This window comes from Micromonospora sp. NPDC049203 (genome assembly GCF_043197215.1).
GTDB lineage: Bacteria > Actinomycetota > Actinomycetes > Mycobacteriales > Micromonosporaceae > Micromonospora.
The window spans coordinates 158,897-184,407 of sequence record NZ_JBICSV010000007.1 but is presented as its reverse complement, the minus strand read 5'-3'; the positions used below and the strand labels follow the sequence as shown (position 1 = coordinate 184,407).

At 74.5% G+C, this 25,511-nt stretch carries 22 protein-coding genes and 1 riboswitch; of the genes, 14 read left to right on the top strand and 8 right to left on the bottom strand.

The features are described 5' to 3' along the window. Positions 1-50 precede the first annotated feature (50 nt). From ACGFIA_RS20540 to ACGFIA_RS20530, 3 genes are all read left to right on the top strand, one after another. Positions 51-2,165, top strand: a complete 2,115-nt coding sequence (locus tag ACGFIA_RS20540) for an AAA family ATPase (RefSeq protein WP_357390339.1) — start codon at positions 51-53, stop codon at positions 2,163-2,165. Positions 2,166-2,269: 104 nt separating this feature from the next. Beyond that, positions 2,270-3,184, top strand: a complete 915-nt coding sequence (locus ACGFIA_RS20535) for a cation diffusion facilitator family transporter (RefSeq protein ID WP_357390341.1) — start codon at positions 2,270-2,272, stop codon at positions 3,182-3,184. 143 nt (positions 3,185-3,327) lie between these two features. Continuing rightward, positions 3,328-3,458: riboswitch (cyclic di-AMP (ydaO/yuaA leader) on the top strand. A gap of 4 nt (positions 3,459-3,462) precedes the next feature. Next, the gene (locus ACGFIA_RS20530; RefSeq protein ID WP_357390343.1) at positions 3,463-4,536 is read left to right on the top strand and encodes a hypothetical protein; all 1,074 of its coding nucleotides are present in this window, start codon (positions 3,463-3,465) and stop codon (positions 4,534-4,536) included. Between the two features lie 23 nt (positions 4,537-4,559). Here the strand turns inward: ACGFIA_RS20530 and ACGFIA_RS20525 are convergent, their stop codons facing one another. Further along, on the bottom strand, positions 4,560-5,012 hold the full coding sequence (locus ACGFIA_RS20525) for an SRPBCC family protein (protein WP_357390345.1): 453 nt from the start codon (positions 5,010-5,012) through the stop codon (positions 4,560-4,562). A gap of 101 nt (positions 5,013-5,113) precedes the next feature. After that, a complete protein-coding gene (locus tag ACGFIA_RS20520) occupies positions 5,114-5,473 on the bottom strand; it encodes an STAS domain-containing protein (protein WP_354872311.1) in 360 nt (119 codons plus the stop codon). A 418-nt stretch (positions 5,474-5,891) separates the two neighbouring features. Here ACGFIA_RS20520 and ACGFIA_RS20515 point away from each other — a divergent pair, with 418 nt between their 5' ends. The 3 genes from ACGFIA_RS20515 to ACGFIA_RS20505 all read left to right on the top strand — a co-directional run bounded on the left by ACGFIA_RS20515 (position 5,892) and on the right by ACGFIA_RS20505 (position 7,790). Further along, positions 5,892-6,296, top strand: a complete 405-nt coding sequence (locus ACGFIA_RS20515) for a hypothetical protein (protein ID WP_357390347.1) — start codon at positions 5,892-5,894, stop codon at positions 6,294-6,296. Positions 6,297-6,456: 160 nt separating this feature from the next. Next, positions 6,457-7,131, top strand: coding sequence for a BON domain-containing protein (locus ACGFIA_RS20510; RefSeq protein ID WP_357391175.1), 675 nt, complete (start codon positions 6,457-6,459; stop codon positions 7,129-7,131). A gap of 107 nt (positions 7,132-7,238) precedes the next feature. After that, on the top strand, positions 7,239-7,790 hold the full coding sequence (locus tag ACGFIA_RS20505; protein ID WP_357391177.1) for a thioredoxin domain-containing protein: 552 nt from the start codon (positions 7,239-7,241) through the stop codon (positions 7,788-7,790). Positions 7,791-7,796: 6 nt separating this feature from the next. Here the strand turns inward: ACGFIA_RS20505 and ACGFIA_RS20500 are convergent, their stop codons facing one another. Next, complete coding sequence (locus tag ACGFIA_RS20500) at positions 7,797-10,565, bottom strand: LuxR C-terminal-related transcriptional regulator (protein WP_357470510.1); 2,769 nt, start codon at positions 10,563-10,565, stop codon at positions 7,797-7,799. Between the two features lie 151 nt (positions 10,566-10,716). On the opposite strand from ACGFIA_RS20500, the gene ACGFIA_RS20495 reads away from it, so the two are divergent. The 5 genes from ACGFIA_RS20495 (at position 10,717) to serS (ending at position 16,333) form a co-directional block, all read left to right on the top strand. After that, on the top strand, positions 10,717-11,160 hold the full coding sequence (locus ACGFIA_RS20495) for a hypothetical protein (protein WP_357391181.1): 444 nt from the start codon (positions 10,717-10,719) through the stop codon (positions 11,158-11,160). Then, positions 11,157-12,293 (top strand): alcohol dehydrogenase catalytic domain-containing protein, encoded by a 1,137-nt coding sequence (locus ACGFIA_RS20490; protein ID WP_357470513.1) that lies wholly within the window; start codon positions 11,157-11,159, stop codon positions 12,291-12,293. Before ACGFIA_RS20495 ends, ACGFIA_RS20490 begins: the two co-directional genes overlap by 4 nt. A 31-nt stretch (positions 12,294-12,324) precedes the next feature. After that, positions 12,325-13,500, top strand: coding sequence for a saccharopine dehydrogenase NADP-binding domain-containing protein (locus ACGFIA_RS20485; protein WP_357470516.1), 1,176 nt, complete (start codon positions 12,325-12,327; stop codon positions 13,498-13,500). Between the two features lie 31 nt (positions 13,501-13,531). Beyond that, positions 13,532-14,632 carry a MerR family transcriptional regulator gene (locus ACGFIA_RS20480; RefSeq protein WP_357470519.1) on the top strand — a complete coding sequence of 367 codons (1,101 nt, stop codon included), beginning with the start codon at positions 13,532-13,534 and terminating at the stop codon, positions 14,630-14,632. A gap of 417 nt (positions 14,633-15,049) precedes the next feature. Further along, a complete protein-coding gene (serS, locus tag ACGFIA_RS20475) occupies positions 15,050-16,333 on the top strand; it encodes a serine--tRNA ligase (RefSeq protein WP_184975299.1) in 1,284 nt (427 codons plus the stop codon). On the opposite strand, the gene ACGFIA_RS20470 is transcribed toward serS, so the two are convergent. From ACGFIA_RS20470 to ACGFIA_RS20455, 4 genes are read right to left on the bottom strand one after another with little or no spacing between them, the layout of a single operon-like run. Continuing rightward, the gene (locus tag ACGFIA_RS20470; protein WP_357470522.1) at positions 16,320-17,282 is read right to left on the bottom strand and encodes a cytochrome c biogenesis CcdA family protein; all 963 of its coding nucleotides are present in this window, start codon (positions 17,280-17,282) and stop codon (positions 16,320-16,322) included. The two genes, serS and ACGFIA_RS20470, sit on opposite strands and share 14 nt — an antisense overlap. Beyond that, on the bottom strand, positions 17,279-17,866 hold the full coding sequence (locus ACGFIA_RS20465; RefSeq protein ID WP_357470525.1) for a redoxin family protein: 588 nt from the start codon (positions 17,864-17,866) through the stop codon (positions 17,279-17,281). Before ACGFIA_RS20465 ends, ACGFIA_RS20470 begins: the two co-directional genes overlap by 4 nt. A gap of 13 nt (positions 17,867-17,879) precedes the next feature. Beyond that, positions 17,880-19,346: an NADH-ubiquinone oxidoreductase-F iron-sulfur binding region domain-containing protein gene (locus ACGFIA_RS20460; RefSeq protein ID WP_357388538.1), complete on the bottom strand. Its 1,467-nt coding sequence runs from the start codon at positions 19,344-19,346 to the stop codon at positions 17,880-17,882. Beyond that, positions 19,343-20,956: a hypothetical protein gene (locus ACGFIA_RS20455; protein ID WP_357470528.1), complete on the bottom strand. Its 1,614-nt coding sequence runs from the start codon at positions 20,954-20,956 to the stop codon at positions 19,343-19,345. Before ACGFIA_RS20455 ends, ACGFIA_RS20460 begins: the two co-directional genes overlap by 4 nt. A 291-nt stretch (positions 20,957-21,247) precedes the next feature. Between ACGFIA_RS20455 and ACGFIA_RS20450 the strand changes: the two genes are divergently transcribed. Continuing rightward, complete coding sequence (locus ACGFIA_RS20450; protein WP_357470532.1) at positions 21,248-22,693, top strand: alpha-amylase family protein; 1,446 nt, start codon at positions 21,248-21,250, stop codon at positions 22,691-22,693. 73 nt (positions 22,694-22,766) lie between these two features. Further along, the gene (locus ACGFIA_RS20445; protein ID WP_357470535.1) at positions 22,767-23,657 is read left to right on the top strand and encodes a L,D-transpeptidase; all 891 of its coding nucleotides are present in this window, start codon (positions 22,767-22,769) and stop codon (positions 23,655-23,657) included. A gap of 40 nt (positions 23,658-23,697) precedes the next feature. Here ACGFIA_RS20445 and ACGFIA_RS20440 read toward each other — a convergent pair whose 3' ends face one another. Beyond that, positions 23,698-24,441, bottom strand: a complete 744-nt coding sequence (locus tag ACGFIA_RS20440; RefSeq protein ID WP_357470538.1) for a 3-oxoacyl-ACP reductase family protein — start codon at positions 24,439-24,441, stop codon at positions 23,698-23,700. A 137-nt stretch (positions 24,442-24,578) separates the two neighbouring features. Here ACGFIA_RS20440 and ACGFIA_RS20435 point away from each other — a divergent pair, with 137 nt between their 5' ends. Continuing rightward, positions 24,579-25,430, top strand: a complete 852-nt coding sequence (locus ACGFIA_RS20435) for an alpha/beta fold hydrolase (RefSeq protein ID WP_357470541.1) — start codon at positions 24,579-24,581, stop codon at positions 25,428-25,430. Positions 25,431-25,511 lie beyond the last annotated feature (81 nt).

Genomic DNA, 25,511 nt, shown 5'->3' with positions numbered 1-25,511 from the left:
CCGTACCCTCATTCAGCCCGTCGTGCCCTCCGAACACAGGAGCATCCGCGTTGACCGACCAGACCACGCTGGACCGGGAGATCGCCGCCGAGCAGCGTCACCTCGACCGGGTGTACGCCCGGCTGGCCGAACTGCGCCGGTCTGCGGCCGACGCCGAGCGGGAGGGCTACCTGCTGGCCCGGGTCGGCAACTTCGGCGCGCTGGTCGAGCGGGACGCGATGGTCTTCCACGCCGCCCAGCGCCGGCACGTGCTGGACGCCGAGCACGAGGGTCTGGTGTTCGGCCGGCTGGACCTGCGGACCGGGCAGGTGCTGCACGTCGGCCGCCTGGGCGTGCGGGGCGTGGACGCGGAGACGCTGGTGGTGGACTGGCGGGCGCCCGCCGCCGCCGCGTTCTACCAGGCCACGCCCGCCGAGCCGCGCGGCGTGGTGCGCCGGCGCACGATCCAGTCCGCCTCCGAGAAGGTCACCCGGATCGAGGACGACCTGCTGGATCCGGAGGCCGCGCCGCCGGACATGGCGGTGGTCGGTGACGGGGCCCTGCTGGCCACGCTGTCCCGGGCCACCGGCCGGGGCATGCGGGACATCGTCGCCACCATCCAGCGGGAGCAGGACGAGGCGATCCGCTCCCCCGGCAACGGCGTCACGATCGTCTCCGGCGGCCCGGGCACCGGCAAGACGGCGGTGGCGCTGCACCGGGCCGCGTACCTGCTCTACTCCGACCGGGCCCGGTACGCCGGCGGCGGCATCCTCGTGGTCGGCCCGTCCGGCGTGTTCGTCGAGTACATCGCCTCGGTGCTGCCCTCGCTGGGCGAGGAGACGGCCACGCTGCACTCGCTCGGCTCGCTGTTCCCCGGCCTGTCCGCGTCCCGCGCCGACCCGCCGGACGTGGCGGCGGTGAAGGGTTCGCTGCGGATGCGCCGGGTGCTGGAACGCGCGGTCCGCGACGCGGTGCCGGACTCCCCGGCCGAGCTGCGCCTGCTCTACCGGGGCGAGCTGCTGCGCCTGGAGCGCGCCGCGCTGGACGCGGTCCGGGACCGGACGCTGGCCCGGGGCGCCCGCCGCAACGAGGTGCGCCGGGCGGCGTTCGACGCGGTGCTCGCCGCGCTCTACGCGCAGGCCCGCACGCTGCGGGTGGGCCGGCTGCCGGAGCAGCCGGCGTTCGAGGACGAGATCATCGAGCGGCCGGAGTTCCGCGAGTTCCTCAAGGCGTGGTGGCCGCGGCTGCACCCGCGGCACGTGCTGGACTGGCTGGCCCGCCCGGACCGGCTGCGCCGCTACGCCGGGGGGATCCTCTCCTCGGCCGAGATCCGGCTGCTCGGGCAGGCGTACCGCACGCTCGGGACCGACGGGCTGACCGTGGCGGACATCGCGCTGCTCGACGAGCTGGACGCGCTGCTCGGCAAGCCCGTGCAGCGGGCCCGGCCCAGGCGCGACCCGTACCAGCTCGCCGGTGGCGTGCGCGAGCTGAGCACGTACGCCGACCGGCAGCGTGCCGCCCGCGCGGCGGCCCGGGAGCGTCCGGCCGACTACCGCGACTACGCGCACGTGGTGGTGGACGAGTCGCAGGACGTCTCGCCGATGCAGTGGCGGATGGTCGGGCGGCGCGGGCGGCTGGCGTCCTGGACGGTGGTCGGCGATCCGGCGCAGACCGCCTGGACCGGCGACCCGCAGGAGCTGGACCGCGCCCGGGACCAGGCGCTGGGCCGACGCAAGCGACACCGCTACGAGCTGACCACCAACTACCGCAACTCGGCGGAGATCTTCGCGGTGGCGGCGGCGGAGATCCGCCGGCTCTACCCGGACCTGCCGCTGCCCGACGCGGTGCGGTCCACCGGCGTGCCGCCGGTCGAGCGCACGGTGCCCGCCGCCGACCTGCCGGCGGCCACCGTCGAGGCGGCCGAGGCGCTGCTCGCGCAGGTGGAGGGCACCGTTGGTGTGATCACGCCGGTGCCGCGCCGGGACGAGGTGGCCGGCTGGCTGGGCGCGCTCGGCGCGAGCCGGCTCCAGGTGGTCACCAGCCTCCAGGCGAAGGGCATGGAGTACGACGGCGTGGTGCTGGTGGCGCCGAGTGAGATCCGGGCCGACCCCGGTTCGGGGGTACGCACGCTCTACGTGGCGCTGTCCCGGGCGACCCAGCGCCTCACCACGCTCGACCCGCTCTGAGGGACACCCGTCCGCGCCCCTGACGTCACCCACAGTTCAGTTGCATACATAGCGATGTGAACATACATTGGGCCTGGCCGGTACGGGGCAGGAAGGGTGTTGGCGTGGGCGCAGGTCATGACCACAGCGGCGCGGTGGCCAACGCGGCACACCGCCACCGGGGCCGCCTCTGGGCCGCCTTCGCGCTGCTCGCCGTCCTGATGGTGGTCGAGGCGGTGGCCGCCTTCACCACCGGCTCGCTCGCGCTGCTCTCCGACGCCGGGCACATGTTCACCGACGTCCTCGGCATCGGCATGGCCCTGGCCGCGATCACCGCCGCCCGCCGCGCCGGCACCGACCCGCAGCGCACGTTCGGGCTCTACCGGCTGGAGGTGCTCGCCGCCCTGGCCAACGCCGTGCTGCTCGGCGCCGTCGCGCTCTACGTCCTGGTCGAGGCGGTACGCCGGTTCGGCGAGCCGCCGGAGGTGCTGGCCGGCCCGATGCTCGTGGTGGCGGTGCTCGGCCTGCTCGCCAACATCGTCGCGTTCGCGCTGCTGCGCGCCGGGGCGAAGGAGAGCATCAACCTGCGCGGGGCGTACCTGGAGGTGCTCGGCGATCTGCTCGGCTCGCTCGGCGTGATCGCCGCCGCGCTGGTCATCGCCGCGACCGACTGGTGGTGGGCCGATCCGCTGGTAGCCGTCGGGATCGGCCTGTTCATCCTGCCGCGCACCTGGCGGCTCGGCCGGGCCGCGCTGCGCATCCTGGTGCAGGCCGCGCCGGAGCACCTCCAGGTGACCGCCGTGCACGACCGGCTGGCCGCCGTACCCGGCGTGGCCGAGGTGCACGACCTGCACGTCTGGACGCTCACCTCGGGCATGGAGGTGGCCTCGGCGCACCTGACCACCGACCCGGGCGTGGACCCGGGGCAGGTGCTGGCCGCCGCGCGGGCCGCCCTGCACGAGGACTTCTCCATCGATCACGCCACGTTGCAGGTCGAACCCGGAGCGTCGGCCGGCGTGTGCGGGAAGACCGAGTGGTGATTAGGGCAGACTTAAATCACTGTGGCTGTTGTAGTCTTATGCCGGTTTTGCCCCACCTGGTGGCGTTGCTCCACCGAGCCACGCCCGGGCAGCGCCGGTAGTGTCGGTCGCGGCCGCACCCGCGGACGCCACCGGCCCCGGTGGGGCGGCCGTCGCCTAATCGTCCGCAGGGACGAGCCGGGGAACCACGTACGTGGGGTGCATCCGCGTCAGCGGTAGGGATCTTCCGTCCCGAACCCGTCAGCTAACCCGGTCGGCGTTGACGGAAGGACGTGTGAATGCCCCACGTGGCACCTGTACGACGGACAGCCGCCCGGTTGGCGGCCCTGCTCGTCGCGACGCTGGCCCTCGGCGTCGCGACTGTTCCGGTCTCCCCCGCCTCGGCGGGGCCGGCGACCGGCCTGCTCGCCGCCGCGCCCGGCGGCGACGACGAGGGCGGCACGCCCGAACTGCGTGCCCAGCTCGACGCCGCCAGCAAGGGCTGGCTGGAGGCCAAGGCCGCGCTGAACCGGTCGGTGAGCCGCCAGAAGCAACTGAACGAACAGCTCAAGACGGTCGGCGCCGAGCTGGCCGTACGCGACGCCAAGGTCGGCGAGATCGCCGCCGTGGCGTACCGCAACGGCCGCCTGGGCACCGCCGGGGTGCTGCTGGGCAGCAGCAGCCCGGAGGGCTTCATGGACCGGGCCGCCGCGCTGGAACAGGTCGCCGCGCACGAGGACCGTACGCTGCGCGACCTGATCGCCACCCGGGACCAGGCCACCCGCACCCGCGCCCAGCTCGACGGCGAGATCCGCGAGCAGCGCAAGCAGGTGACGGTGATGGCCAAGCGCAAGGAGCAGGCCGAGCGCGCCCTGGAGGTGGCGAACGACCGCGCCACGCGCAGCAGCAGCGGCGGCAGCGTCCAGGGCACCTCCACCAAGAACGCGAAGCCGGCGCCGCGCAACTCGGACGGCTCCTGGCCCCCGGAGTCGTGCAGCGTCAACGACCCGACCCCGGCCAACGGCTGCATCACCCCGCGCACGCTGCACGCGCTGCAACAGGCGAAGGCGGCCGGCTTCACCAGGTACGTCTCGTGCCACCGGCCCAGCGGCTCGGGCGAGCACCCGAAGGGGCGGGCCTGCGACTTCGCCGCGCAGAAGAACGGCTTCGGCGGCGTGGCCTCCGGCGGCGACCGGACGTACGGCAACAACCTGGCCGCGTACTTCGTGCGCAACGCCGACCCGCTCGCCGTGCTCTACGTGATCTGGTTCAAGCAGATCTGGCTGCCCAGCAGCGGGTGGAAGTCGTACAGCGGGGGCAACGGCGACCCGTCCAGCGACCACACCAACCACGTGCACCTGTCGGTGTACTGAGCGCCCGGAAGGGGCCGGCCGGATCAGGCCGGCCGGCCCTCCAGGGTCGCTCCGAGACGCGCCGCCAGGCCCAGGTGAGCCGCCCGGGCCTGGCGGAACGCGTACCCGAACAGCGGTGCCGGCGCGGTGAGCGTGATCTCCACCTCGACGCGTACCGTGCCGTCGTCCTCGTCGCGCAGCCGGGTGTGGTTGCGTACGGTCGTCGCCGGCTGCTGCCGGGCGACGGTGACCACCTCGTCCTCGCTCGCGATCAGCACGTCCGCCTGGTAGGTCACCGGGAAGTGCAGCGGGCCGAGTTGCAGCCGGTCGGTGATCGCGTAGCTGGCCAGCGCGCCGGGCCGGGCCGGCAGCTTCCGGACCCGGACGATCAGCGGATGCAGCTCACCCTGGCGACTCAGGTCGCCTAGCAGGGCCACCGCTTCGGCCCGGCTGCACCGGGCCTGCACGGTGTAGCTGAAGCTGTCGCTGCTCTGCAAGCGGGCCCCCTCGCCGTCGTGCGTCGCGACGATCGTCCCGTACCGACGCCGGACTGGCAACGGGTAGAAGGTCCCCTGGCCGCAGGGGGTGCGAACGGCGCTCAGGCGCCGGGCAGCACCTCGGGGGTGTCGTCGGCGAACCACGGCTCGGGCGCGCCGAAGAGGCCGAGCAGGCCGGTCACCCAGAGCTGCCGGTGCACGAACCGGCTCGGCTCGGTGACCACGAGCTTGACGCCGCTGACCTCGCAGGTCTGGAAGCCGGCGACCATGGCGCTGATGCCGACCGAGTCGATGAACGTGACAAGCCGCATGTTCAGCTCGATCCGCGCGGGGCGGGCCTTCGCGAGCACCTCGGCGATCGCTTCCCGCACCTCGTACGCGGTGTCGACGTCGATCTCCCCACGGGGCGCGATCTCGACGACACCACCCGGCCGCACCGACTTCACGATCGACAGGCTCACGCGAGCACCTCCACTCGCCCATGACGGGCGCCTCATCAGTACGCGGGCCGCGACCGAGAGTATTCCTCCCACGCCCCGGTCGCCACCCCCCGGGATGAGCAATTCGCGAACTGGGCACACCTGGGCGTACCCAATCCGGACCACCGGGTTCCAGTTTCCCCCTGTGGCGGGCCACGGCCAACCGTGCGACCGGGCGGGCCCGCCGATCCCGCGGACCAGGGTAGCTGGCGCACGCACGTCCCGTCCGCACCCGTCCCGGCGCGTTCGGGTGCTTCGTCCCGTTCACCGGCCGCACCCGCCATGACCCGGGCGTGGTTTGCCGCCGGGTCCGGTGGGGCACTGCCCGGGACAGTGACCGCCGGATGGACACCGGAGTCCGAAGTGGCCGCCGGCCTTCGGCACCCGAGGAGGTAGAACGATGTTCGGAACCAACCTGCTGGACCGCCGGGGCAAGGCCGAGCGGGTCGCCGACCAGGCGTGGCAGCACCTGCTCTCCGCCGTCGGTTCCGCCGGTGACAGCATGCGCGACGCCACCCGGACCGCCCGCCGCAGCTCCTCCGGCCTGGCCGACGACGCCACCGACCTGGTCGGCTCCGCCGCCGAGGAGGCACGCCGCCGGGCCGGTCTCGCGTTCGACGCGCTCGCCGGCCGCCGTCCCGCGCTGCCCTGGACGCTGCTGATCGCGGCGGCGCTCGCCGGCGCGGCGATCGGCTGGGCCGCCGGCACCGCGGCACGCGCCGCCGGCAGCCGGGACCGCGCCGCCGACGACATCGAGTTCGTGGACGTGGACCGGCCGAACTCCCCGGCCGGCCTGGACGGCTGACCCCAGACGCGCCAGACACGGTGGCCGCCCCCGGGACTCCCGGGGGCGGCCACCGTGCTGCCTCACCCGGATCGGGCGAGGGCCGCTCACCCGGAACGCGCGCAGGATCGCGGGTGCGGGACCACGTGCCCGTGCCGCGACCGACGGGAGGGAGAGCCGGATGGCCACCGACACGATCACGCGTACCGACCGGGACATCCAGTCCGCCGTGCTCGACGAGCTGACCTGGGAACCCCGGGTCGGCCCGGACGAGATCGGGGTGACTGTCACCGAGGGCGTGGTGACGCTCACCGGCCGGGTGGACAGCTACGCCAAGAAGTGGGCCGCCGAGCGGGCCGCGCACCGGGTCACCCGGGTCCGCGCGGTCGCCAACGACCTCGCCGTCCGGATCGGCACCGCGGCCGGGCGGGAGGACCCGGAGATCGCCATCGCCGCCGTCCGGGCGCTGGAGTGGGACGCGTTCGTGCCGATCGAGACGTTGCAGGTGACTGTGGCCGACGGCTGGGTCACGCTGCACGGCGAGGTCGAGTGGGAGTACCAGCGGCGGGCCGCCGAACGCGCGGTCGCCCGGCTCACCGGCGTGTGCGGGGTGAGCAACGGCATCGCGGTGCGTCCCACCGCCCACCCGGACGGAGACGACCTGGCCGAGCGGATCGTGGACGCGCTGGCCCGCAACCGCGCCACCGAGGCCGAGGAGGTCGACGTGCGGGTGCACGGCGACACGGTGCTGCTGGACGGGCAGGTCCACTCGGCCGGCGAACGCGAGGAGATCGAGCGGGTGGTGTGGAACGCCCCCGGCATCCGCGAGGTGCGCAACCACCTCGCCGTGCGATGAGGCGGAACCACCCCGCCCGGGTGAGCCCGGCTCACCCGGGCGACCGCCACCGTGGGAGGCATGAGTGATCCGAACCGGCTGACCACGAGCGGGCGGGTGAGTGCCGGATGACCACGCCACTTCAGGTCACCACCGCGCGGCTACGGGTCCCGGTGACCGAACGCGACCATGTCCGCGGGCCGGTGGACGCGCCGGTCACAGTCGTCGAGTACGGCGACTTCCAGTGCCGGTTCTGCGGCGCCGCGTACCCGAACCTGACCGAGGTGCTGCGTCAGCGGGCCGACGTGGTGCGGCTGGCGTACCGGCACTTCCCGATCACGAACGTCCACCCGTACGCGGAGAACGCCGCGGAGACCGCCGAGGCCGCCGCCGCGCGGGGCCGGTTCTGGGAGATGTACGACTGGCTCTACCAGCACCAGGACCAGCTCGACCCGGTGCACCTGTCGCTCGGCGTCGAGCAGATCGGCCTGTCGCCGGAGGAGGTCGCCGCGGAGGTCGGCCGCCAGGAACACGCCGACCGGGTCCGGCAGGACTTCGTCGGCGGCATCCGCAGCGGCGTCGACGCCACCCCGACGCTGTTCGTGAACGACATGCGCCACGACGGCGGCTACGACCTGGCCGAACTGCTCGCAGTGGTGGACGCCGCCGCCGACGCCTGAGAGCTGTCAGATCAGGCGCAGCTCGCGCGCCCGCCGGACGGCGTCCCGCCGGCGGGTCGCGTCGAGCTTGCGATAGATGTTGCGCACGTGCGTCTTCACTGTATTCACCGACAGTGACAGCTCTGCGGCGATCTCCACGTTGGACAGGATGCTCTGGAGGTAGCGCAGGACGGTCAGCTCCCGCTCGGTGAGCGGCTCGTCGAGCGTGCGGGCCGGACCGTCCGGCGTCGCGGTGGCCGGTCGCGCGTCCACGCCCCGGACCAGCTCGGTCACGGTGGCCCAGTACGCGGTGCCGGAGTCCAGGCGCGCGGCGAGCAGATCGCGTACCCCCGGGTCGGCCCGGGTGAAGACGCGCCGGAAGCCGTCCGGCTCGGCGAGCGCCAGCACCTCCTCCAGCAACCGGCCGGCCCGCCGGGCGTCACCGGCGGCGTCGGCCAGCGCCGCGTCGAGCAGCCCGGCGCCCAGCCGCACCGGCAGCGGCCAGTCCGCCGCGCCAAGCCCGGTCCAGTCGGGCAACGCACGCTCGGCCGCGTGGGCGTCACCGGCGCGCAGCCGCAGCCGCGCCGACGCGAGCGCCGGCGCCGGCCCGTCACCCGCCGCGTCGAGCAGCGCCCGGGCACCGTCGAGGTCGCCGACGGCGGCGCGTACCTGTGCCTCGGCGGCGGCGAGCCGTCCGCCCAGCTCCGGGCCGGGCGCGGCCGTCCGCGCCTCGGTGAGCGTGCGCAACGCGCCGCCCGGGTCGCCGCCGTCGGCCAGCAGTCCCGCGCGGCAGAGCGCGGTGAGGGCGGCGCCGCCCGGCTCCGCGCCGGCCGGCCCGGCGAGCGCCAGGTGGGCGGTGGCCTCCGCCGGCCGGTCCCGCTGCCAGTCCACGAACGCCAGCGCCAGGTACGCGTAGCCGCAGTCGGACCGCGACGACCAGCCCTGGCAGGGCGGCATCGCCAGCGCCTCCCGGGCCAGGTCCTCGGCGGCCCGCAGCGCGCCCCGGGCCGCCTCCAGCAGCGCCGCACGGCTGACGCAGAGCAGTTCGGTACGCGGTCGCCCGGCCCGCCGCGCCGCCTCCCGCGCCGCGGCGAACCGCTCCCAGGCCGTCGACAGGTCCCCCTCGGCCAGCGCGACCAGCCCGTGCGCGGCGCCGGCCACCGCGCGCACGTCGTCCCGCTCGGCCGTCCCGGCGCGCGGGTCACCGGCTCCGGCCTCCGGGCCGCCCGAGGACTCGTTTGCGGCGACGGTGGACAGCAGGCGGTCGGCGGCCCGGCGTACCTCCTCGTGGTCGCCACCGGCCCGGGCCAGGCTGAGCTTCACGGCGGCGGCCAGCCGGCCGAACCGGTCGCGGCGCGGCGCGGGCAGGTCACCGGCCCGGGCGAGCGCCCGCCGCAACTGCGCGTCGGCGGCGGCCCGGTCCCCGGCGTACGCCCGCTCGGACGCCGCGGCCAGCGCCAGCTCCGGATCGCGGCGGACCGCCTCGGCGGGCGGCTCGGGCGGGGCCGGAGCGGCGGCGGATTCGTCCGGCGCCAGCTCGGGCCAGCGGGTGACGAGCAGGTCGGTGGCGGCGGTCCACTCGCCGGCCAGGAGCGCGTGCCGCAGCGCGTCGGCCGGGCGGCCGTGGGCCCCGTACCAGCCGGCTGCCCGCCGGTGCAGCTCACGCACCTCGTCGGCGGGCAGCCGGTCCAGCTCGTCGCGCAGCACGTCGGCCAGCAGCGGGTGCGGCCGGAACCACTGCGGGTCGCCGCCGTCCTGGTGGAGGAAGCCGCCCTCCCGGGCCGTCTCGGCGAGCAGGTGCCCGGCGTCGGAACGCCCGGTCAGCGCGGCGGCCAGGTCGGCGTGGACCGCGCCGGCCACCGCCACCCGGCGCAGCACGTCGCGGGCCGCCGGTGCCAGCGGGGCGAGCACCTCGTCGCGCAGGTACGCGGCGACGTCCGGCTGGTCACCGGCGAACCGGTCCACCGCGCGCGCCGGGTCGGCGTCGGCACCGAGCGCGAGCGCGGCGAAGCGCAGCCCGGCCGGCCAGCCGGTGGTGCGCTCGGCCAGGCGGCTCACGGCCGGGGCGGGCACCGACAGTCCGTGCGCGACGAGCAGGTCGGCCACCTCGTCGGCGGTGAACGCCAGGTCGGCGGGGCCGATGACGGTCAGCTCGCCGGACAGCCGCCAGTGGTGCAGGGCCAGCGGTGGTTCGCGGCGCGCCCCGGCCACCAGCCGCAGCCGGCCGTCGGCGTGCCGGAGCAGGAACTCCAGCCCGGTCAACGCGTCCGGTTCGGTGACCCGGTGCAGGTCGTCCAGGACCAGCAGCACGTGCCGTTCCCGTGCGGCGAGCGCGGCGGCGAGCGCTTCGAGCTGCTCGGCCCGGGGCGGGCCGTCCGGCACCGGTGGCGGTCCGTCGTCCGGGTCGTCGGCGGCGGCGGTGCGCAGGGCCGCGGCCAGGTAGCCCCAGAGCCGCCCGGTGGTCTCGCCCTCGGCCACCGTCACCCAGGCCGGCGACGGCCCGTCCCGCTCCCCCTGCGCCCAGGTCGACAGCAGCGTGGTCTTACCCCAGCCGGCCGGCGCGCAGACGAGCGTCACCGGACCGGACGCGCCCTGCTCCAGCCGGTCGAGCAGCCGGGGACGCAGCAGGACCGGCTCGGGCGGCGCGGGCGGCGCCAACCGGGACGCCAGCAGCGGCGGCCCACCCGGCAGCGCGGCACCGGCGGGTGATTCGACGCCGGCGGTGAGCAGATCGGGCGTACCGGTGATGTCGCTCGTGTCGCTCGGTGCGACGACCTGGTCTGCCTCCTCCGGCATGCGTCCCTCCCCCGTCGGTGCGGGCAGCGGTTACCCGGACCGGGCCGGTTCACCCCTTCCGGGCGAACCCGGCTCACCCGGCCGCCCCGCACCCTGTAGGCACACGGGACGGCCGGCCGACGCCGGCCACCCGGAGACGGCGGGAGGTCGGGTGGCGCGGAGCGGACGGCTGGCGGTCGGCGCGCTGGCACTAGCGGGAGCGCGGGTGCTGGCGCCGGCGGGGGCGCGGATGCTGGCACGCCGCCGGGCGCGGCGGGCCTGCGTCGATCCACGGCCGGGCCGGTGGCAGGTGGTGACGGTGGCCGCGCCGCCCGAACAGGTGCTCCCGGCCGGGCGGTGGCCCGAGCCGCTGCGCCGCCTCGACGGCGCGGTCGAGGTGTGGGCCCGCCCGGCTCCCGGCGGGCGCGGCACCGAGCTGGCGGTACGCCCGCTGGGCGGGGAGTGCGCGCTCCCGGGATTAGCCGCACACCTGGTCGGCGACGACCCGGGCCGGTTCCTGCGCCACGTGCTGCGGCAGACCAAGCAGCTCCTGGAGACCGGCGAGGTGCTGCGCGCGGACCGTTCGCCGCTGGACCGGCCGGGAGCCGTGAGATGAGGGCGCTGTGCTGGGCCGGAGCCGACCTGCTGGAGGTGTGCCGCGTCCCGGACCCGGAGCTGCGCAACGCCCAGGACATGATCGTGCGGGTCCGGCGGAGCACGACCTGCGGCGCGGACCTGCCGCTTCTGGCCGGGCGGGTGCCCGAGGCGTCCGCCGGTGAGGTGCTCGGACGCGAGTTCCTCGGCGACGTGGTCGAGGTCGGCCCGGAGGTACGCCGGCACCGCGTCGCCGACCGGGTGGTGGTGAGCGCGGCGGTGGCGTGCGGGGCGTGCTGGTTCTGCCGGCAGGGGCTGCCGGCCTGCTGCGACAACGGCACGAGCGGCGTGACGGCCGAGCCGGAGTGGGGGCAGCCGTCCGCCGGCGGCTACGGACGGCCGGCCCGGCTCGGTGGCTTCGCCGGTGGCCACGCCGAGTACGTGCGGGTGCCGTACGCCGACGTGGGCGCGTTCGCCGTGCCGGAGTCGGTGAGCGACGACCGGGCGGTGTTCGCCGCGGACGCCGCGCCGGCCGGCTGGTACGGCGCCGAGCTGGGCGAGGTCGCCCCCGGTGACGTCGTGGCGGTGTGGGGCGCGGGAGCGGTCGGCCAGCTCACCGCCGGTGCTGCGGTGGCCCGGGGCGCGCACCGGGTGATCGTGGTCGACGACCGGGACGACCGGCTGCGGATGGTCGCCGGGCACGAGGGCGTGGAGGCGCTCAACCACAGGTACGTGGACGTGCTCGCCGAGCTGCGCGAACGCAGCGGCGGCCGGGGCCCGGACGTGTGCGTCGACGCCTGCGGGGTGGCGACCGTACCGGTCCGGTGGCCGGTGGCCGAGCCGGACGGCGGGGCGGCGCTGCGCGAGGCGGTGCACGCCTGCCGCAAGGGCGGCGTGGTGGTGGTGCTCGACGCCCGGCCCGGGTTCGTGGACCGGTTCCCGCTCGGCGCGCTCGCGGACAAGGGGCTCGCCGTCCGTGCCGCCCGCCGCCGGGGCGGGGCCGCGATCCCGGCGCTGCTGGCGCGGATGGCCCGCGACGAGCTGGTCACCGAGCACCTGGCCACGCATCGGATGCCGCTGGAGCGCGGCGCCGAGGGGTACGCGTTGTTCCGGGACCGGACCGACGGCTGCGTCCGGGTGGTCTTCACGCCGTGAAGGTGAGCGTCATCGGTGGCACACTCGGCGGATGCGCGCAGACCGTCCGTACGACCTCGTCCTGTTCGGCGCCACCGGCTTCACCGGCGGGCTGACCGCCGAGTACCTGGCCCGGCACGCGCCGGACCGGCTGCGCTGGGCGCTGGCCGGGCGTAACCCGGATAAGCTGGCCGCCGTACGGGACCGGCTGGCCGCGATCGACCCGGCCCTGGCCGAGCTGCCGCTGCTCACCGCCGACGTGACGGACACGGCGTCGCTGCGCGCGGTGGCGGAGTGCGCCCGGGTGGTGGCCACCACCGTCGGCCCGTACGTGCACCACGGCGAGCCGCTGGTGGCCGCCTGCGCCGCGGCCGGCACCGACTACCTGGACATCACCGGTGAGCCGGAGTTCGTGGACCGGATGTACGTGCGGCACCACGCCGAGGCGGTGCGCACCGGGGCACGCCTGGTGCACGCCTGCGGCTTCGACTCGATTCCGCACGACCTGGGCGTCTGGTACACGGTCAAGCAACTGCCCGCCGACGGGCCGGTCGCCGTGGACGGGTACGTGCGGGCCGGTGGCCGGTTCTCCGCCGGGACGTACCACTCGGCGCTCACCGCGTTCTCCCGTACCGGTGAGATGAGCCGCGCGGCGCGGGCCCGCCGGGCGATGGAGCCCGGCCCGGACGGGCGCCGGGTCCGCGCGGTGCCGGGCAAGGTCGGCCGGGTACGCGAGTTCGGCCAGTGGGCGGTGCCGCTGCCCACCATCGACCCGCAGGTGGTCCGCCGATCGGCGGCGGCCCGACCGGAGTACGGCCCGGACTTCCGCTACCGGCACTTCGCGGCGATGAAGCGGCTGCCCACTGTGCTCGTCGCGGGTGTCGGGCTGGCCGGCGTGATGGGGCTGGTGAAGGTGGCGCCGACGCGGCGCTGGCTGCTCGGGCGGCTCGCCTCCGGGCAGGGGCCGACCGCCGAGCAGCGGGCGAAGTCGTGGTTCCAGGTGCGGTTCGTGGGCACCGGCGGCGGCCGGCGGGTGGTGACCGAGGTGTCCGGCGGCGACCCGGGTTACGACGAGACGGCCAAGATGCTCGCCGAGTCGGCGCTGTGCCTGGCCTTCGACGACCTGCCGGAGACCGCCGGGCAGGTCACGCCGGTCGCGGCGATGGGCGACGCGCTGCTGGACCGGCTGGTACGCGCGGGCATCACGTTCCGCACGCTGTCGGCGTGAGGTTGACCCTCGACCCGCTTGAGGTCACAGGATGACGGCCGTGGAGAGCGAGCTTCGCAGCATCGGCGAACTGGCCCGGGCCAGCGGGTTGACGGTCAGCGCACTGCGTTTCTACGACCGTTCCGGCGTGCTGGCGCCGGCCCGGGTCGACCCGGTGACCGGCTACCGCTGGTACACCGAGGAGCAGGTGGGACCGGCCCGCCTGGTGGCCGGGCTACGCCGGGTCGGGATGCCGCTGACCGGCATCGCCGAGGCGCTGCGGCACCGGCACCGGCCGGCCGAGGTGCACCGGCTGCTGGACGCGCACCTGCGCCGCCTGGAGGACGGCCTGGCCGACGCGCGTCGCGAACTCTCCCGGATCCGCAGCCTGATCGACCCGGAGGAGACCATCGTGACCACCCGACTCGTGCTGTCCCGCACCGACCTCGCCGCCGCCTTCGACGCCGTACGTTTCGCCGTCGGCGCCGACCCCGGCCTGCCGGTCCTGTCCGGTGTGCTGCTGGAGGTGGCCCCGGACGGGGTGCACCTGTTCGCCACCGACCGGTTCCGGCTGGCCGTGGCCCGGGCCGGCGGCACCGTCGACGGCCCGCCGGTGAGCGCGCTGCTGCCGGTGGCCGCCGTCGACGAGCTGCGGGCGCTGCTCGGAGCCGACGGCGCGGGGGACGCCGAAGTCGTCGTCGCCCCCGACCGGGTGACTGTCACGGTGGCGGGCCGGCCGCTGACCGCCGCCCCGCTGCCGTACGACTTCCCCGACTACCGGCGGCTGCTGCGGGCGCAGCTCGGCGACGCGCCCGCGTACCGGATCCCGTTCGACGGCGCGGCGCTACGGGCGGCGCTCACCGCCGACGGCGTCCCGGTCTGCCGCCGCGCGCACGAGGGCGTCGAGCACGAGGTGGTGGCGCTCGGCCTGGACGGCCGCGGCGAGCTGCGCCTGGTCGACCCGAGCGGCGCGGGCGGCGCGGGCGGCGCGGATGCGCTTCGGGTGGCGGTGAACCGGGAGTACCTGCTGGACGCGCTGGGCTCCGGCGACGGCCAGCTCGTGCTGGAGCTGGACGGCCCGATCACCCCGCTGGCCGTGCGGCGGGCCGACGACGCGAGCGCCTTCTCCGTCCTGATGCCGGTACGCCTCTGAGGTTCCGCGCGCAGCGCCACCTTGCGACGCCGATCTGTGACCGTGCGTGACGCCGCCACTCTCCGGATGCTTCACCCCTTGCGCACTTTGCTCTGCAGCCATCCGCGCATCGCTTACGGTCCGTCGAACGTCGCGTCGATGGCTGCAGAGCAAAGTCGCCGGAGGGACATGCCCGTCGGGGAGCGGAGCCGCGAGATTGACCAGCTCAGGGCGCTCGTGAGCCGAAGCGGGGCGACGAGTGCATCAATGCGCCATCACGGAAAGTGAGCACCCTCCGCCGACGGCACCGTCACCACGCACAGTCACCGGAACGGGCCCCGCGACGGCGGGCTGCGCGGGCCGGGCCGGGGCAGCGGGGGCGCGACGGTAGCATCTGGAGGTCCCACCTGACTGCCTGGACGGAGGCGTACGAGCAGCATGCTCGACATGGAGTTGATCCGGAAGGATCGCGAGGCGGTGGCGACCGCGCTGGCGAAGCGTCTGGATCCCGCCGAGGTCACCCGGGCGCTGGACGATATCCAGCGGCTCGACCAGGAACGACGCGCCCTGATCACGGAGATCGACGCCGAGCGGCAGCGCCGCAAGGCCGAGGCGCGCGCGTACGCGGAGGCGAAACGGTCCGGCGGCACGCCGCAGCCGGTCGCCCCGGAGGCCGAGCGCAAGCAGCTCGCGGAGCTGGAGTCCCAGCTCGACGAGGTGCAGTCCCGGCTGCGCTCGGCGATGAGCGAGCTGCCGAACCTGCCCGCCGACGACGTGGTCCCCGGCGGCAAGGAGGCCAACCGGGTGGTGCGCACGTTCGGCGAGGCGCCGGCCATCGAGAAGGTACGCGACCACGTGGAGCTGAGCCGCGCGCTCGGCCTGGTCGACCACGAGCGGGGCGTGAAGCTCGGCGGCTCGGGCTTCTGGATGTACACCGGTCTGGGCGCCCGGCTGGAGTGGGCGCTGGTGAACTGGCTGATCGAGCAGAACATCCAGGCCGGGTACGAGTTCCTGCTCCCGCCGCACCTGCTGCTGGACAGCGCCGGTTTCGCCGCCGGCCAGTTCCCGAAGTTCCACGACGACGTCTACCACATCGACAAGCAGTCGTCCTCGCGCGGCCAGTTCCTGCTGCCCACGGCGGAGACGGCGATCCTCGGCGCGTACCAGGACGAGATCCTGGAGACGCCGAAGCTGCCGTTGAAGGCGTTCGCGTACACGCCGTGCTACCGGCGTGAGGCGGCCGGTTCGCACTCCGACGAGCGCGGCACCGTACGCGGCCACCAGTTCAACAAGGTGGAGATCTTCCAGTTCACGCTGCCGGAGCAGGCGGGCGAGGCGCTGGAGGCGATGGTCGGCCACGTCGAGGGCCTGGTCGGCAAGCTCGGCCTGCACTTCCAGACCAGCCTGCTGGCCGCCGGTGACGCGAGCGCCTCGATGAAGAAGACGCTCGACGTCGAGGTGTGGATGCCGAGCACCGGCAAGTACAAGGAGGTGTCGTCGGTCTCCTGGGCCGGCGACTACCAGGCGCGACGGGCGGCGATCCGCTACCGCGAGCCGGGCGCGAAGCAGACGCGTTTCGTGCACACGCTCAACGGTTCGGCGCTCGCCACCAGCCGCCTGTTCCCGGCCATCCTGGAGCAGTGCCAGCAGCCCGACGGCTCGGTGGTGGTCCCGGAGGTCCTCCGCGACAAGCTCGGCACCGACCGCCTCACCCCGCGCTGACCCGCTCCCCCGCACACGCCGCACCCGCCTCTCCCCCGCGATCTTGCACTTGCAGCCCGCCAGAAGTCCGGTTCACCCCTTCTGCCCGGGCACCAAGTGCAAGATCGCGGGAGCGGGAGCGGGAGCGGGGGCGGGGGCGGAGGGCGGCTAGGAGCAGCGCGGTCAGGAGAAGCGCCGCCAGGACGGCGGGGCCCAGCGTGTTGACAGCGCTCACCAAGGACTGCTGGATAGCGGCTGCGGTGCGGATGACCGGGTCGGTGAAGGCGTCGTAGCGGCCCCGGGCGAGGCGTACCTCGTACCAGCCGTACCAGGCGACGTAGCCGCCCGCGACCACCAGCACCAGGCCGCTCAGCCGCGGCACCCACGCGCCCGCGCCGCGCAGCCGCGCCACCACCCGACCGCGCAGCAGCGCCACGGCGAGCGCGGCCACGCCGACCACGAGCGCCATGCCCAGCGCGTACGCCCCGAACAGCGCCAGCCCGCGCCACGGCGACCCGGCCCGCAGGCTGGTCACCACGATCGCCAGGAACGGCGCTATCGCGCAGGTCAGCGACGTGAGCGCGTACGCCGCGCCGAACAGCGCCATGGACGGCCAGGTGCGGCTGAGCCGGGGCGCGACGCGCAGCGGGCGCGGCGCGGGCAGCCGACGGCCGGCGAGCAGCCAGCACCCGGCCAGTGCCAGCAGCACGCCGAGCGTCACGGTCAGCCACGGCAGCCGGGGCCGCAGCCAGTCCGCCGCCGGTGCCAGGGCCAGCCCGAACGCGCCGAACACCAGCACGTACCCGAGGGTGAGCCCGGCCGTCGCGGTGAGCGCGCGGCCGACCGCGCCGCGTTCGCCGTCGGGGCCGGCGACGAGCAGCGACAGGTACGCGGGCAGCATCGCGAAGCCGCACGGGTTGACCGCGCCGAGCATGCCGGCGGTCAGCGCGAGCAGCAGCGCGCCGGTCATCCCCGGGCCAGCGTCTCGACCTGCCGGGTCAGCGCCTCGCCGTCCAGGAATCCCTTGTGTACGACCCGGCCGGTGCGGTCCAGGACGACGAACGTGCTCTGCTCGGCCACCTTGAACCGGCGCCACAGCGCGCCCGCCCGGTCGTCGATCTGTGTCGTGCCGCCCAGGTCGAACTCGGTGACGAACGACTTCATGGCCTTCTGCTCGCCGAGCCCGGCGACGCCGACGATCGGGACCGTGTCGCGGTAGGTGGGGGCGATCTCGGCCACCGTCCACGCCTGGCTCGCGCAGGTGGCGCACCAGGGCGCCCAGAACCAGAGCACGACCGGCCGCCCGGCCAGGGCGGCGGCGTCGAACGCCGTACCGTCGAGGGTCTTGCCGGTGAACGACAGCGCGGCCGGCACCGGGGCCGGTGACGCGGACGCCGGGCCGGACGGCGTCACGGTGGCCCGGGGTGCGGCGGTGGACGCGAGGGCCACCGCGCCCGCTGCCGCGTCGGGCTCCGGTCCGGCGGCGCAGCCGGTCGTGGCGGCGAGCACAGCGGTCAGTACGGCGGCGGCTGTGACACGGACGGCGGTACGCATCGGCGGCTCCTGGCTATTCGGCCCGGACCAGCCGGAGCGCGAGTTCGGGACAGACCTTTACCGCCTTGAGCGCTCCCTCGCGCAGCCACGTCGGCACCGGGGTGGGCGGGAACGCCGGGTAGCCGTTGCCGTCGAGCCGGATGAAGTCCGGCACCACATGCGCGCACAGCCCGTGCCCGTCGCAGCGCGACCAGTCCAGGGTGAGCTTCTGCGGGTTGGCGTCGGGCGCGCCGGGCAGCCCCATCATGCCCTTGACCCGCTTGCCGCAGCCCTCGCCGGTGGCGTGCAGCCGCAGGTCGTCGGCGAACACCTCCATGGCCGACAACGCGAACCGGGCGGTGCCGTCCGGGTGGCTGCACGCGCCGCGGCCCTTGACGTCGCCGGCCGCGGCCCGGACCAGCTCGACCGGGGCGCTGCCGGAGACCGCGAGGTCGACCGAGCGGGCCAGGTCGGGCAGGCCCATCTTGCACGGGCCGCACTGCCCGGCGGACTCGCCCGCGAGGTACCGCACCACCTGCGCGGCCTCGCCCAGCGGGCAGGTGTCGGCGCCCAGCGGCACGATGATGCCGGCGCCGAGCGTGCCGCCGACGGCGGTGAGCCCCTTGCGGGACACCTCGGCCCGCTCCGCCGCCGCCGAGGTGATCCACTTGCCGTGGTAGCCGCCCATCAGGATGCCCGGGCCCGGCGGCACCTCGCACAGGTCGAGGATCTCCCGCAGCGGGGTGCCGGCGGCGCACTCCACCACGGCGGGGCGCTTCGCCGAGCCGGTGACGGTGAGCAGCACGGTGCCCGGCTCGTCGTCGGTGCCGAGCGCGGCGTACTCGTACGGGCCGATCCGGGCGGCGACGGCGAGCTGGGAGTACGTCTCGGCGTTCGACAGCAGCGTGGGCAGCCCGCCGACGCCGGAGTCGCTGGAGCGCTTCTTCGTGCCGGGCGGGATGTGCGGCAGGCCGTTGATGCCGTTGACGAGCGCGCCGCCCTCGCCGGAGATGAACCGGTGCGGCACCGTGACGATCGTGGTCGGCACCGGCATGCGCCGTTCCTGCAACGCCTCGGCCAGCGAGGGGCGGCCCACGTCGTCGTCGGCGACGCCGATCACGATCTCCTCGGCGTCGAGCGCGAACGCGGCGAGCGCGGCGCCGTCCAGGATGAGGTGCGGGGCGCGGGTGAGCAGCACCTTGTCCTTCCAGCTCGCCGGCTCCCCCTCGGTGGCGTTCACCACCACCACGGCGCCGAGGTCCTGCCGCTCGCAGGACTCCAGCACGGCGCGCAGTTTGCGGGCGAACGGGAAACCGGCGCCGCCCTTGCCCTTGAGGTCGATCGCCTCGGCGAGCCGCAGCAGCGCCGCCGGTTCCATCGGGCCGATCGGACCGTGCACCTCCTCGTGGGCCAGCAGGTCGAGCCGGCCGAACTCGGCGAAACCGGCGGTCAGGCGGGGCTCGCCGACACAGGCGACAGGTGGGATCGTCGCGCGCTTCACCGGGCCTCACCCCGCAGTCCGGCCCAGTACGCGCCGTCGACCGCTTCCGCGTCGGCCCGCTTGCGGCGGCCGGGCCGGCTCTCCTTGCCCGCGCGCATGGCGCGGCGAGAGGCGAGGTCGACGAGCGTCGGGGTGTCGTCGACGAACGCCTCGTCGGCGGCGTAGCGGGCCGGCGGGCGCCAGTAGTCGGGCTCCTCCGGCACGTCCTCCTCGTCCCGGTAGCGCCGGCCGGACCCGCTGAGCGGCTCCGCCGAGAGCGGGGTGCCGGAGATCGGGCCGGCCGAGATCGGCTCGCCGGAGACCGGGCGGGTCTCCCAGCGGCGCGGGCTGTCCCAGGGCTCCTCCGGCTCGTCGCCGGCGCGCGGCGGCGCGGAGTAGCGGGCCACCTCGGAGGCCGTGGCGTACCGGCCGCTGTCCGGGGGCGCGGAGTGGCGGCCACCGGTGTCCGGCGGCGCCGAGTGCCGGCCGCCGCTCTCCGGCGGCGCGGAGTACCGGGCGACCAGGTCCTCGTCGTCGCGGGAGCGGCGGGCCACCCGCTCCTCGGTCCGGGACCGGCGGGTCACACGCTCCTCGTCGTCGCGGCGACGGCGGCGGGCGGGCGCCTCCTGGGTGCGGGCCCGCCGGGTGGGCGCGTCCGGCTCGGCCTCGCGCCGCCGGGCGGCGGCCGCGCGGACCGGCTCGCGCAGGGATCCGGGTTCCGGCACCACGGGTACGGCGAACCGCTCCGGATCGCGCCGCCGGGCGGTGCCTGCCGGTGCGGTCCAGGTGGCGCTCGCCTCGGCCCAGCGGCCCCGGCCGGCTCCGCTGTCCTCCTTGTCGGCGGCCTTCTTGCGAGTGAGCGCGGCGAACACGCCGGTACGCTCCTCGCCCTTGCCGGCCATCGCCTTGTTCAGCGCGACGGCCTGGTGCTGCTCGCGGCTGCGCTTGCCGAGGTGGACCGAGACGCGCACCAGCAGCGCCATCACCACCAGCAGCACGCAGGCGAGGTAGCTCAGCACCACCCAGGCGGCGGCGGGCCGGCCGGCGTTGAGGCCGTGCACCAGCGCGAACGGCCAGGACACGTACGCCATCGAGTGCAGCGCGCGCCAGAACCACCTCGGACCGACTCCGGCGAACCGGACCCGGATCAGGCCGGTCCAGAGCACGCCCACCATCAGCAGCGCGGCGACGGTGCCCAGTCCGATGTAGAGGCCGCTGCCGCTGAGGAACGGCACCACCGCGTCGGTCGGCCCGGCCCGGCCGATCGCCACCTTGGTGATGACGTGGAAGACGAGCCCGGCGACGCCGAGCACGCCGGTGGCGCGGTGCGCCGACTGGAGCAGCACGCGGTGCCGGATGAGCAGCACCAGGCGGTCGGTGGCGAGCAGGCCCAGCATCACTGTGATGCTGAGCGAGACCAGGGCGACCACCCCGGCGAAGAACTCGGTGAAGAAGAATCCGTACGAGTACATGACGCCGCCGGCGCCGGCCAGTTCCACACCGGCCCACGCGAGGCCGAGCGCGGAGGCGGTCAGTGCCACCATCGCGGACTTCGACATCGTCCGGGCACCACGGCTGGTGGTGGTGGTCCGGACGGTCGTCGCCTTCTCGTTCTGCTGTGCCCGGGCCATCTGCTCCTCGATCGTCTCGCGGCGGCGCCCCCACCGGCCGACCCTGCTCCCACCTCAGGTACGGAGGGACGGCGCGCACGGATCACCTCCGGTGGCGAATTTCTCGGCCGGATTCTCGAACCGTCCGGACCGGACGCGCGTGTAGCGACCGACGCAGCGACGGATGCCCATACGTTGACAGCTCTTGCAACATTCTCGTAACCTTGCCGCAAACTTTCAGGTCGGCTGCAAGAACCCGGCACTGATACAGGCTCCACTCCCCCGCATCCCCCGCAACCCGCAGGAGTCCTGATGCATCGACGCCGATGCCGCGCCGCAGCGCTCGCCCTGAGCCTGGCCGCGAGCCTGCTCGTCCCCCTCACCGCGGCGGCACCCCCGGCCGCCGCCGCCACCCCGGGCACCAAGAAGGTGATCGTCCAGCTCTTCGAGTGGAACTGGACCTCGGTGGCCGCCGAGTGCACCAGCACGCTGGGCCCGAAGGGCTACGGCTACGTGCAGGTGTCCCCACCCCAGGAGCACGTCAACAGCAGCCCGTGGTGGGTGTCGTACCAGCCGGTCAGCTACCGGATCGAGTCCCGCAAGGGCACCCGCGCGCAGTTCCAGTCCATGGTGAACACCTGCCACGCGGCGGGCGTCAAGGTGATCGTCGACGCCGTGGTCAACCACATGTCCGGCCAGGAGAACGGCGGCACCGGCTGGGCCGGCTCGTCGTACGGGCACTACAACTACCCGGGCGTCTACTCGGCGCAGGACTTCCACTACTGCGGCCGCAACGGCAACAACGACATCGCCAACTACAACGACCGGTACGAGGTGCAGAACTGCGAGCTGGTCAACCTCGCCGACCTCAAGACCGAGTCGGAGTACGTGCGCGGCAGGCTGGCCGCGTACCTCAACGACCTGCTCTCGCTCGGCGTCGACGGCTTCCGCCTCGACGGCAGCAAGCACATGCCGGCCGCCGACATCGCCGCGATCAAGGCCAAGCTGAACCGCGGCGCGTACCTGGTGCAGGAGGTCATCTACGGCGCGGGTGAGCCGATCCAGCCCACCGAGTACACCGGCAACGGCGACGTGCACGAGTTCCGGTACGGCAAGGACCTGGCCCGGATGTTCAACAACGAGCGCCTGGCGTACCTGCGGAACTTCGGCGAGTCCTGGGGCTACCTGTCGAGCGCGAAGGCGGTGGTCTTCACCGACAACCACGACACCCAGCGCGAGGGCGGCGTGCTCACCTACCGCAACCGCGGCACGTACGCGCTCGCCAACGCGTTCATGCTGGCCTGGCCGTACGGCACCCCGGCGGTGATGTCGAGCTTCACCTACAGCGGCCGGGACCAGGGCCCGCCCTCCGACGGCAGCAACCGGATCACCAACGTCACCTGCTACTCGGGCTGGGAGTGCGAGCACCGCTGGCCGGTCATCGCCAACATGGTCGGCTTCCGCAACGCCACCGAGGGCACCGGGGTCTCCAACTGGTACGACAACGGCTACCAGCACATCGCGTTCAGCCGTACCGGCAAGGGCTACCTGACGATCAACGACGAGGACAGCGCGGTGAACGGCCGGTCGTACTACACCGGGCTGCCGGCGGGCCGCTACTGCGACGTCGTCCACGGCACGTTCAGTAACGGCTCGTGCAGCGGCCCGGTGATCACCGTGGACTCGTCCGGCTGGTTCGCCGCGAACGTGGCCGCGCACGACGCGATCGCCATCCACGTCGGCGCGAAGCTGAGCTGAGCCGATCCGGCGCGGAAGCCCTCGTACCCGCAGTACCGGGTATGAGGACTTCCGTTCCGTTACAGTCGGTTTCGTGCTGTTCGACCGGTTTGCCACGCGCCGGCCTCCCGGCTGGCTGATCGCCGCGCTCGCCGTACCGTTGCTGCTCGTCACCGCGCTGCTGGTCGGCCGCGCGCTCACCGTCACGCCCGAACCCCCGTCCGCGCCGCCCGCCGCCGCGCCCCCGGCCACGACCGCCGCTCCGAGCCCGTCGCCGCTGGAGTCGGTGCCGCCCGCCGCGCCGGCACCGGACGACCTGCCGGTGGTCACCTACGACCCGGCCCCGCGCGGCTTCCCGCCCGACCCGGACCCGGCCGACACCCGCCCGCTCAGCGAAGGGCTGCGCCCGAACCGGAACGTGGCCGCGTACGACGCGCCGGGCGGGCGTCCGCTGGCGTTCCTCGCGCCGACCATCAGCGGCGTACGGCTGACGGTGCCGATCGTCGACCGCCGCGCCGGCTGGACCGCGGTGCTGCTCCCGTCGGCCAACCGCACCATCGCGTGGCTGCCGTCCGGCGGCTGGACCACTGTGGCGCTGCGCGACCAGATCGTGGTGGAGCGGCGCACCCACCGCCTCACCTGGAGCCGGGACGGGCGCGCGATGCGCACCTGGCCGGTCAGCCTCGGCATGTCCGGGCAGCTCACCCCGCTCGGGCGCACGTTCGTGCTGGGCCGCACGCCACCCCCGCAGGCCGTCTACGGCGGTGTCGACATCTTCGCCCTCGGCGCGATCCCCGACGACCCGGACGCGGTGCCGACCGGCCTGCGCGGGGCCCACATCGGACTGCACAGCTGGTACAACGACGACACGCTCGGCAAGAACGTCACGAACGGCTGCATCCGGCTGACCCGCAGCGCCCAGCGCCTGCTGCTGACCGAGGTCGAGCCGGGCACCGCCTTCGTGGTCGTGGACCGCCTGCCCTGACCGGGCTCAGCCCAGCAGCCACCCGTCGGCCCGGATCCGCTCAGGCCGTCGCGCCGCCGTCGATCGCTATCGACGCGCCGGTGATGTGCCGTCCGCCGGCACCCACCAGGTGACTGACAGTCGCCGCCACGTCTTCCGGAGCCGCGTACCGGCCGAGGGCGATGTGCGACCGCTGCCCGTCCGCGCCCGCGCTGTCCGCCGGGTTCATGTCGGTGTCGGTCGAGCCGGGCAGGATCAGGTTGACGGTGATCCCGCGCGGACCGAGTTCCCGGGCGAGCGCCCGGGTCAGCCCGTTCACGGCGCTCTTGGTCATCGCGTACGCGCTCACCCCGGGAGCCGGGACACGGCTGGCGAAGCTGCTGCCGATGTTGACGATCCGCCCACCCGCACCCATGTGGCGTACCGCCGCCTGGGTGACGAGGTAGACCCCGCGCACGTTCACCGCGATCGCCCGGTCCAGGGCGTCGAGGCTGACCGACTCGATCGGCCCACCCGCGAACACCCCGGCGTTGTTGACCAGGATGTCCAACCGCCCCAACTCGGCGACGGTCCGCTCCACAGCGTCGACCACGGCCGTCGCGTCGGTGCTGTCCGCGTTGATCGCCAGGCCGGTCCGGCCGTACGCCTCGATCTCGGCCACCACGGACTTCGCGCTGTCCTCCGCGGTGCGGTAGGTGAACGCGACGTGGATGCCGTCCTCGGCCAGCCGACGCACGACGGCGGCGCCGATGCCACGGCTCCCGCCCGTCACCAGGGCAACCCTGTCGGCAGGTCTGACCGTCATGCCGTCATCCTGACAGTCGCCTCAGGACGCTGACCATCCGGGTCACCCGTCCGTTTCCGTCCGTTCGATCAGACAGGATTGTCAGCACCCAGGCCGGGTACGCGCGGGCCGTCCAGCGGCGAACGGGGAGACTAGACATGAGCGCACCGACGGGACGGGTCGACACGATCGTGCTCATCCACGGGCTCTGGATGACCTCGCGGAGCTGGGAGCACTGGGCGCAGCGGTACGCCGCGCGCGGCTTCCAGGTGCTCACGCCCGCCTGGCCCGGCATGGACCGCGAGGTGGAGGAGCTGCGGGCCGACCCGGCCCCGATCGCCGCGCAGCGCATCGCCGACATCGCCGACCACTACGAGGCGATCATCCGGGACCTGCCGCGCCCGCCGATCATCATGGGCCACTCGTTCGGCGGCCTGATCGCCCAGTTGCTGGCGGACCGGCGCCTCGGCGCCGCCGTGGTCGCCGTGCACCCCGCGCCGGTACGGGGCGTGCTCAAGCTGCCGCCGAGCACGCTGCGCTCCGGGTACTCCATCCTTCACAACCCGGCCAACCGGCACCGCGCGGTGCCGTTCACCCCGGAGGACTTCCGGTACGCCTTCGGCAACACCATCAGCCAGGAGCAGTCCGACGCGGCATGGCAGCGGTACGCCGTACCGGGCGCCGGGCACGTGCTGTTCGAGGCCGCGTTCGCCAACCTGGACCCGAACTCCGCCACCGAGATCGACAAGAAGCGCAGCGACCGCGCCCCGCTGCTGATCACCGCGGGCGGCGAGGACCACGTGGTGCCCGCGTCGCTGGCCAGCAGCATCGCCAACCTCTACCGGAGCTCCACGGCGCTCACCGGCTACCGGGAGTTCCCCGGCCGGTCGCACTTCGTCGGCGGCGAACCGGGCTGGGAGGAGGAGGCGGACTTCGCGCTGGAGTGGGCGGTCGAGGCGGCGAACGAGTTCTCCCCGACGGTGGTCGCCGAGGCCCCTCGACGGCGCTGACCACGCCGGAACCATCGCTCGCTTGCGTAGATATCAAAATCTGCCCAACTTGATATCATCGACTCGTTCGACTGGCCGGAC

Coding starts and splice junctions, on each gene's coding strand:
- ACGFIA_RS20530 (WP_357390343.1), top strand. CDS start 3,463: ATGCCCCACGTGGCACCTGTACGACGGACAGCCGCCCGGTTGGCGGCC.
- ACGFIA_RS20515 (WP_357390347.1), top strand. CDS start 5,892: ATGTTCGGAACCAACCTGCTGGACCGCCGGGGCAAGGCCGAGCGGGTC.
- ACGFIA_RS20510 (WP_357391175.1), top strand. CDS start 6,457: ATGGCCACCGACACGATCACGCGTACCGACCGGGACATCCAGTCCGCC.
- ACGFIA_RS20505 (WP_357391177.1), top strand. CDS start 7,239: ATGACCACGCCACTTCAGGTCACCACCGCGCGGCTACGGGTCCCGGTG.
- ACGFIA_RS20500 (WP_357470510.1), bottom strand. CDS start 10,565: ATGCCGGAGGAGGCAGACCAGGTCGTCGCACCGAGCGACACGAGCGAC.
- ACGFIA_RS20490 (WP_357470513.1), top strand. CDS start 11,157: ATGAGGGCGCTGTGCTGGGCCGGAGCCGACCTGCTGGAGGTGTGCCGC.
- ACGFIA_RS20485 (WP_357470516.1), top strand. CDS start 12,325: ATGCGCGCAGACCGTCCGTACGACCTCGTCCTGTTCGGCGCCACCGGC.
- ACGFIA_RS20480 (WP_357470519.1), top strand. CDS start 13,532: ATGACGGCCGTGGAGAGCGAGCTTCGCAGCATCGGCGAACTGGCCCGG.
- serS (WP_184975299.1), top strand. CDS start 15,050: ATGCTCGACATGGAGTTGATCCGGAAGGATCGCGAGGCGGTGGCGACC.
- ACGFIA_RS20470 (WP_357470522.1), bottom strand. CDS start 17,282: ATGACCGGCGCGCTGCTGCTCGCGCTGACCGCCGGCATGCTCGGCGCG.
- ACGFIA_RS20465 (WP_357470525.1), bottom strand. CDS start 17,866: ATGCGTACCGCCGTCCGTGTCACAGCCGCCGCCGTACTGACCGCTGTG.
- ACGFIA_RS20455 (WP_357470528.1), bottom strand. CDS start 20,956: ATGGCCCGGGCACAGCAGAACGAGAAGGCGACGACCGTCCGGACCACC.
- ACGFIA_RS20450 (WP_357470532.1), top strand. CDS start 21,248: ATGCATCGACGCCGATGCCGCGCCGCAGCGCTCGCCCTGAGCCTGGCC.
- ACGFIA_RS20440 (WP_357470538.1), bottom strand. CDS start 24,441: ATGACGGTCAGACCTGCCGACAGGGTTGCCCTGGTGACGGGCGGGAGC.
- ACGFIA_RS20435 (WP_357470541.1), top strand. CDS start 24,579: ATGAGCGCACCGACGGGACGGGTCGACACGATCGTGCTCATCCACGGG.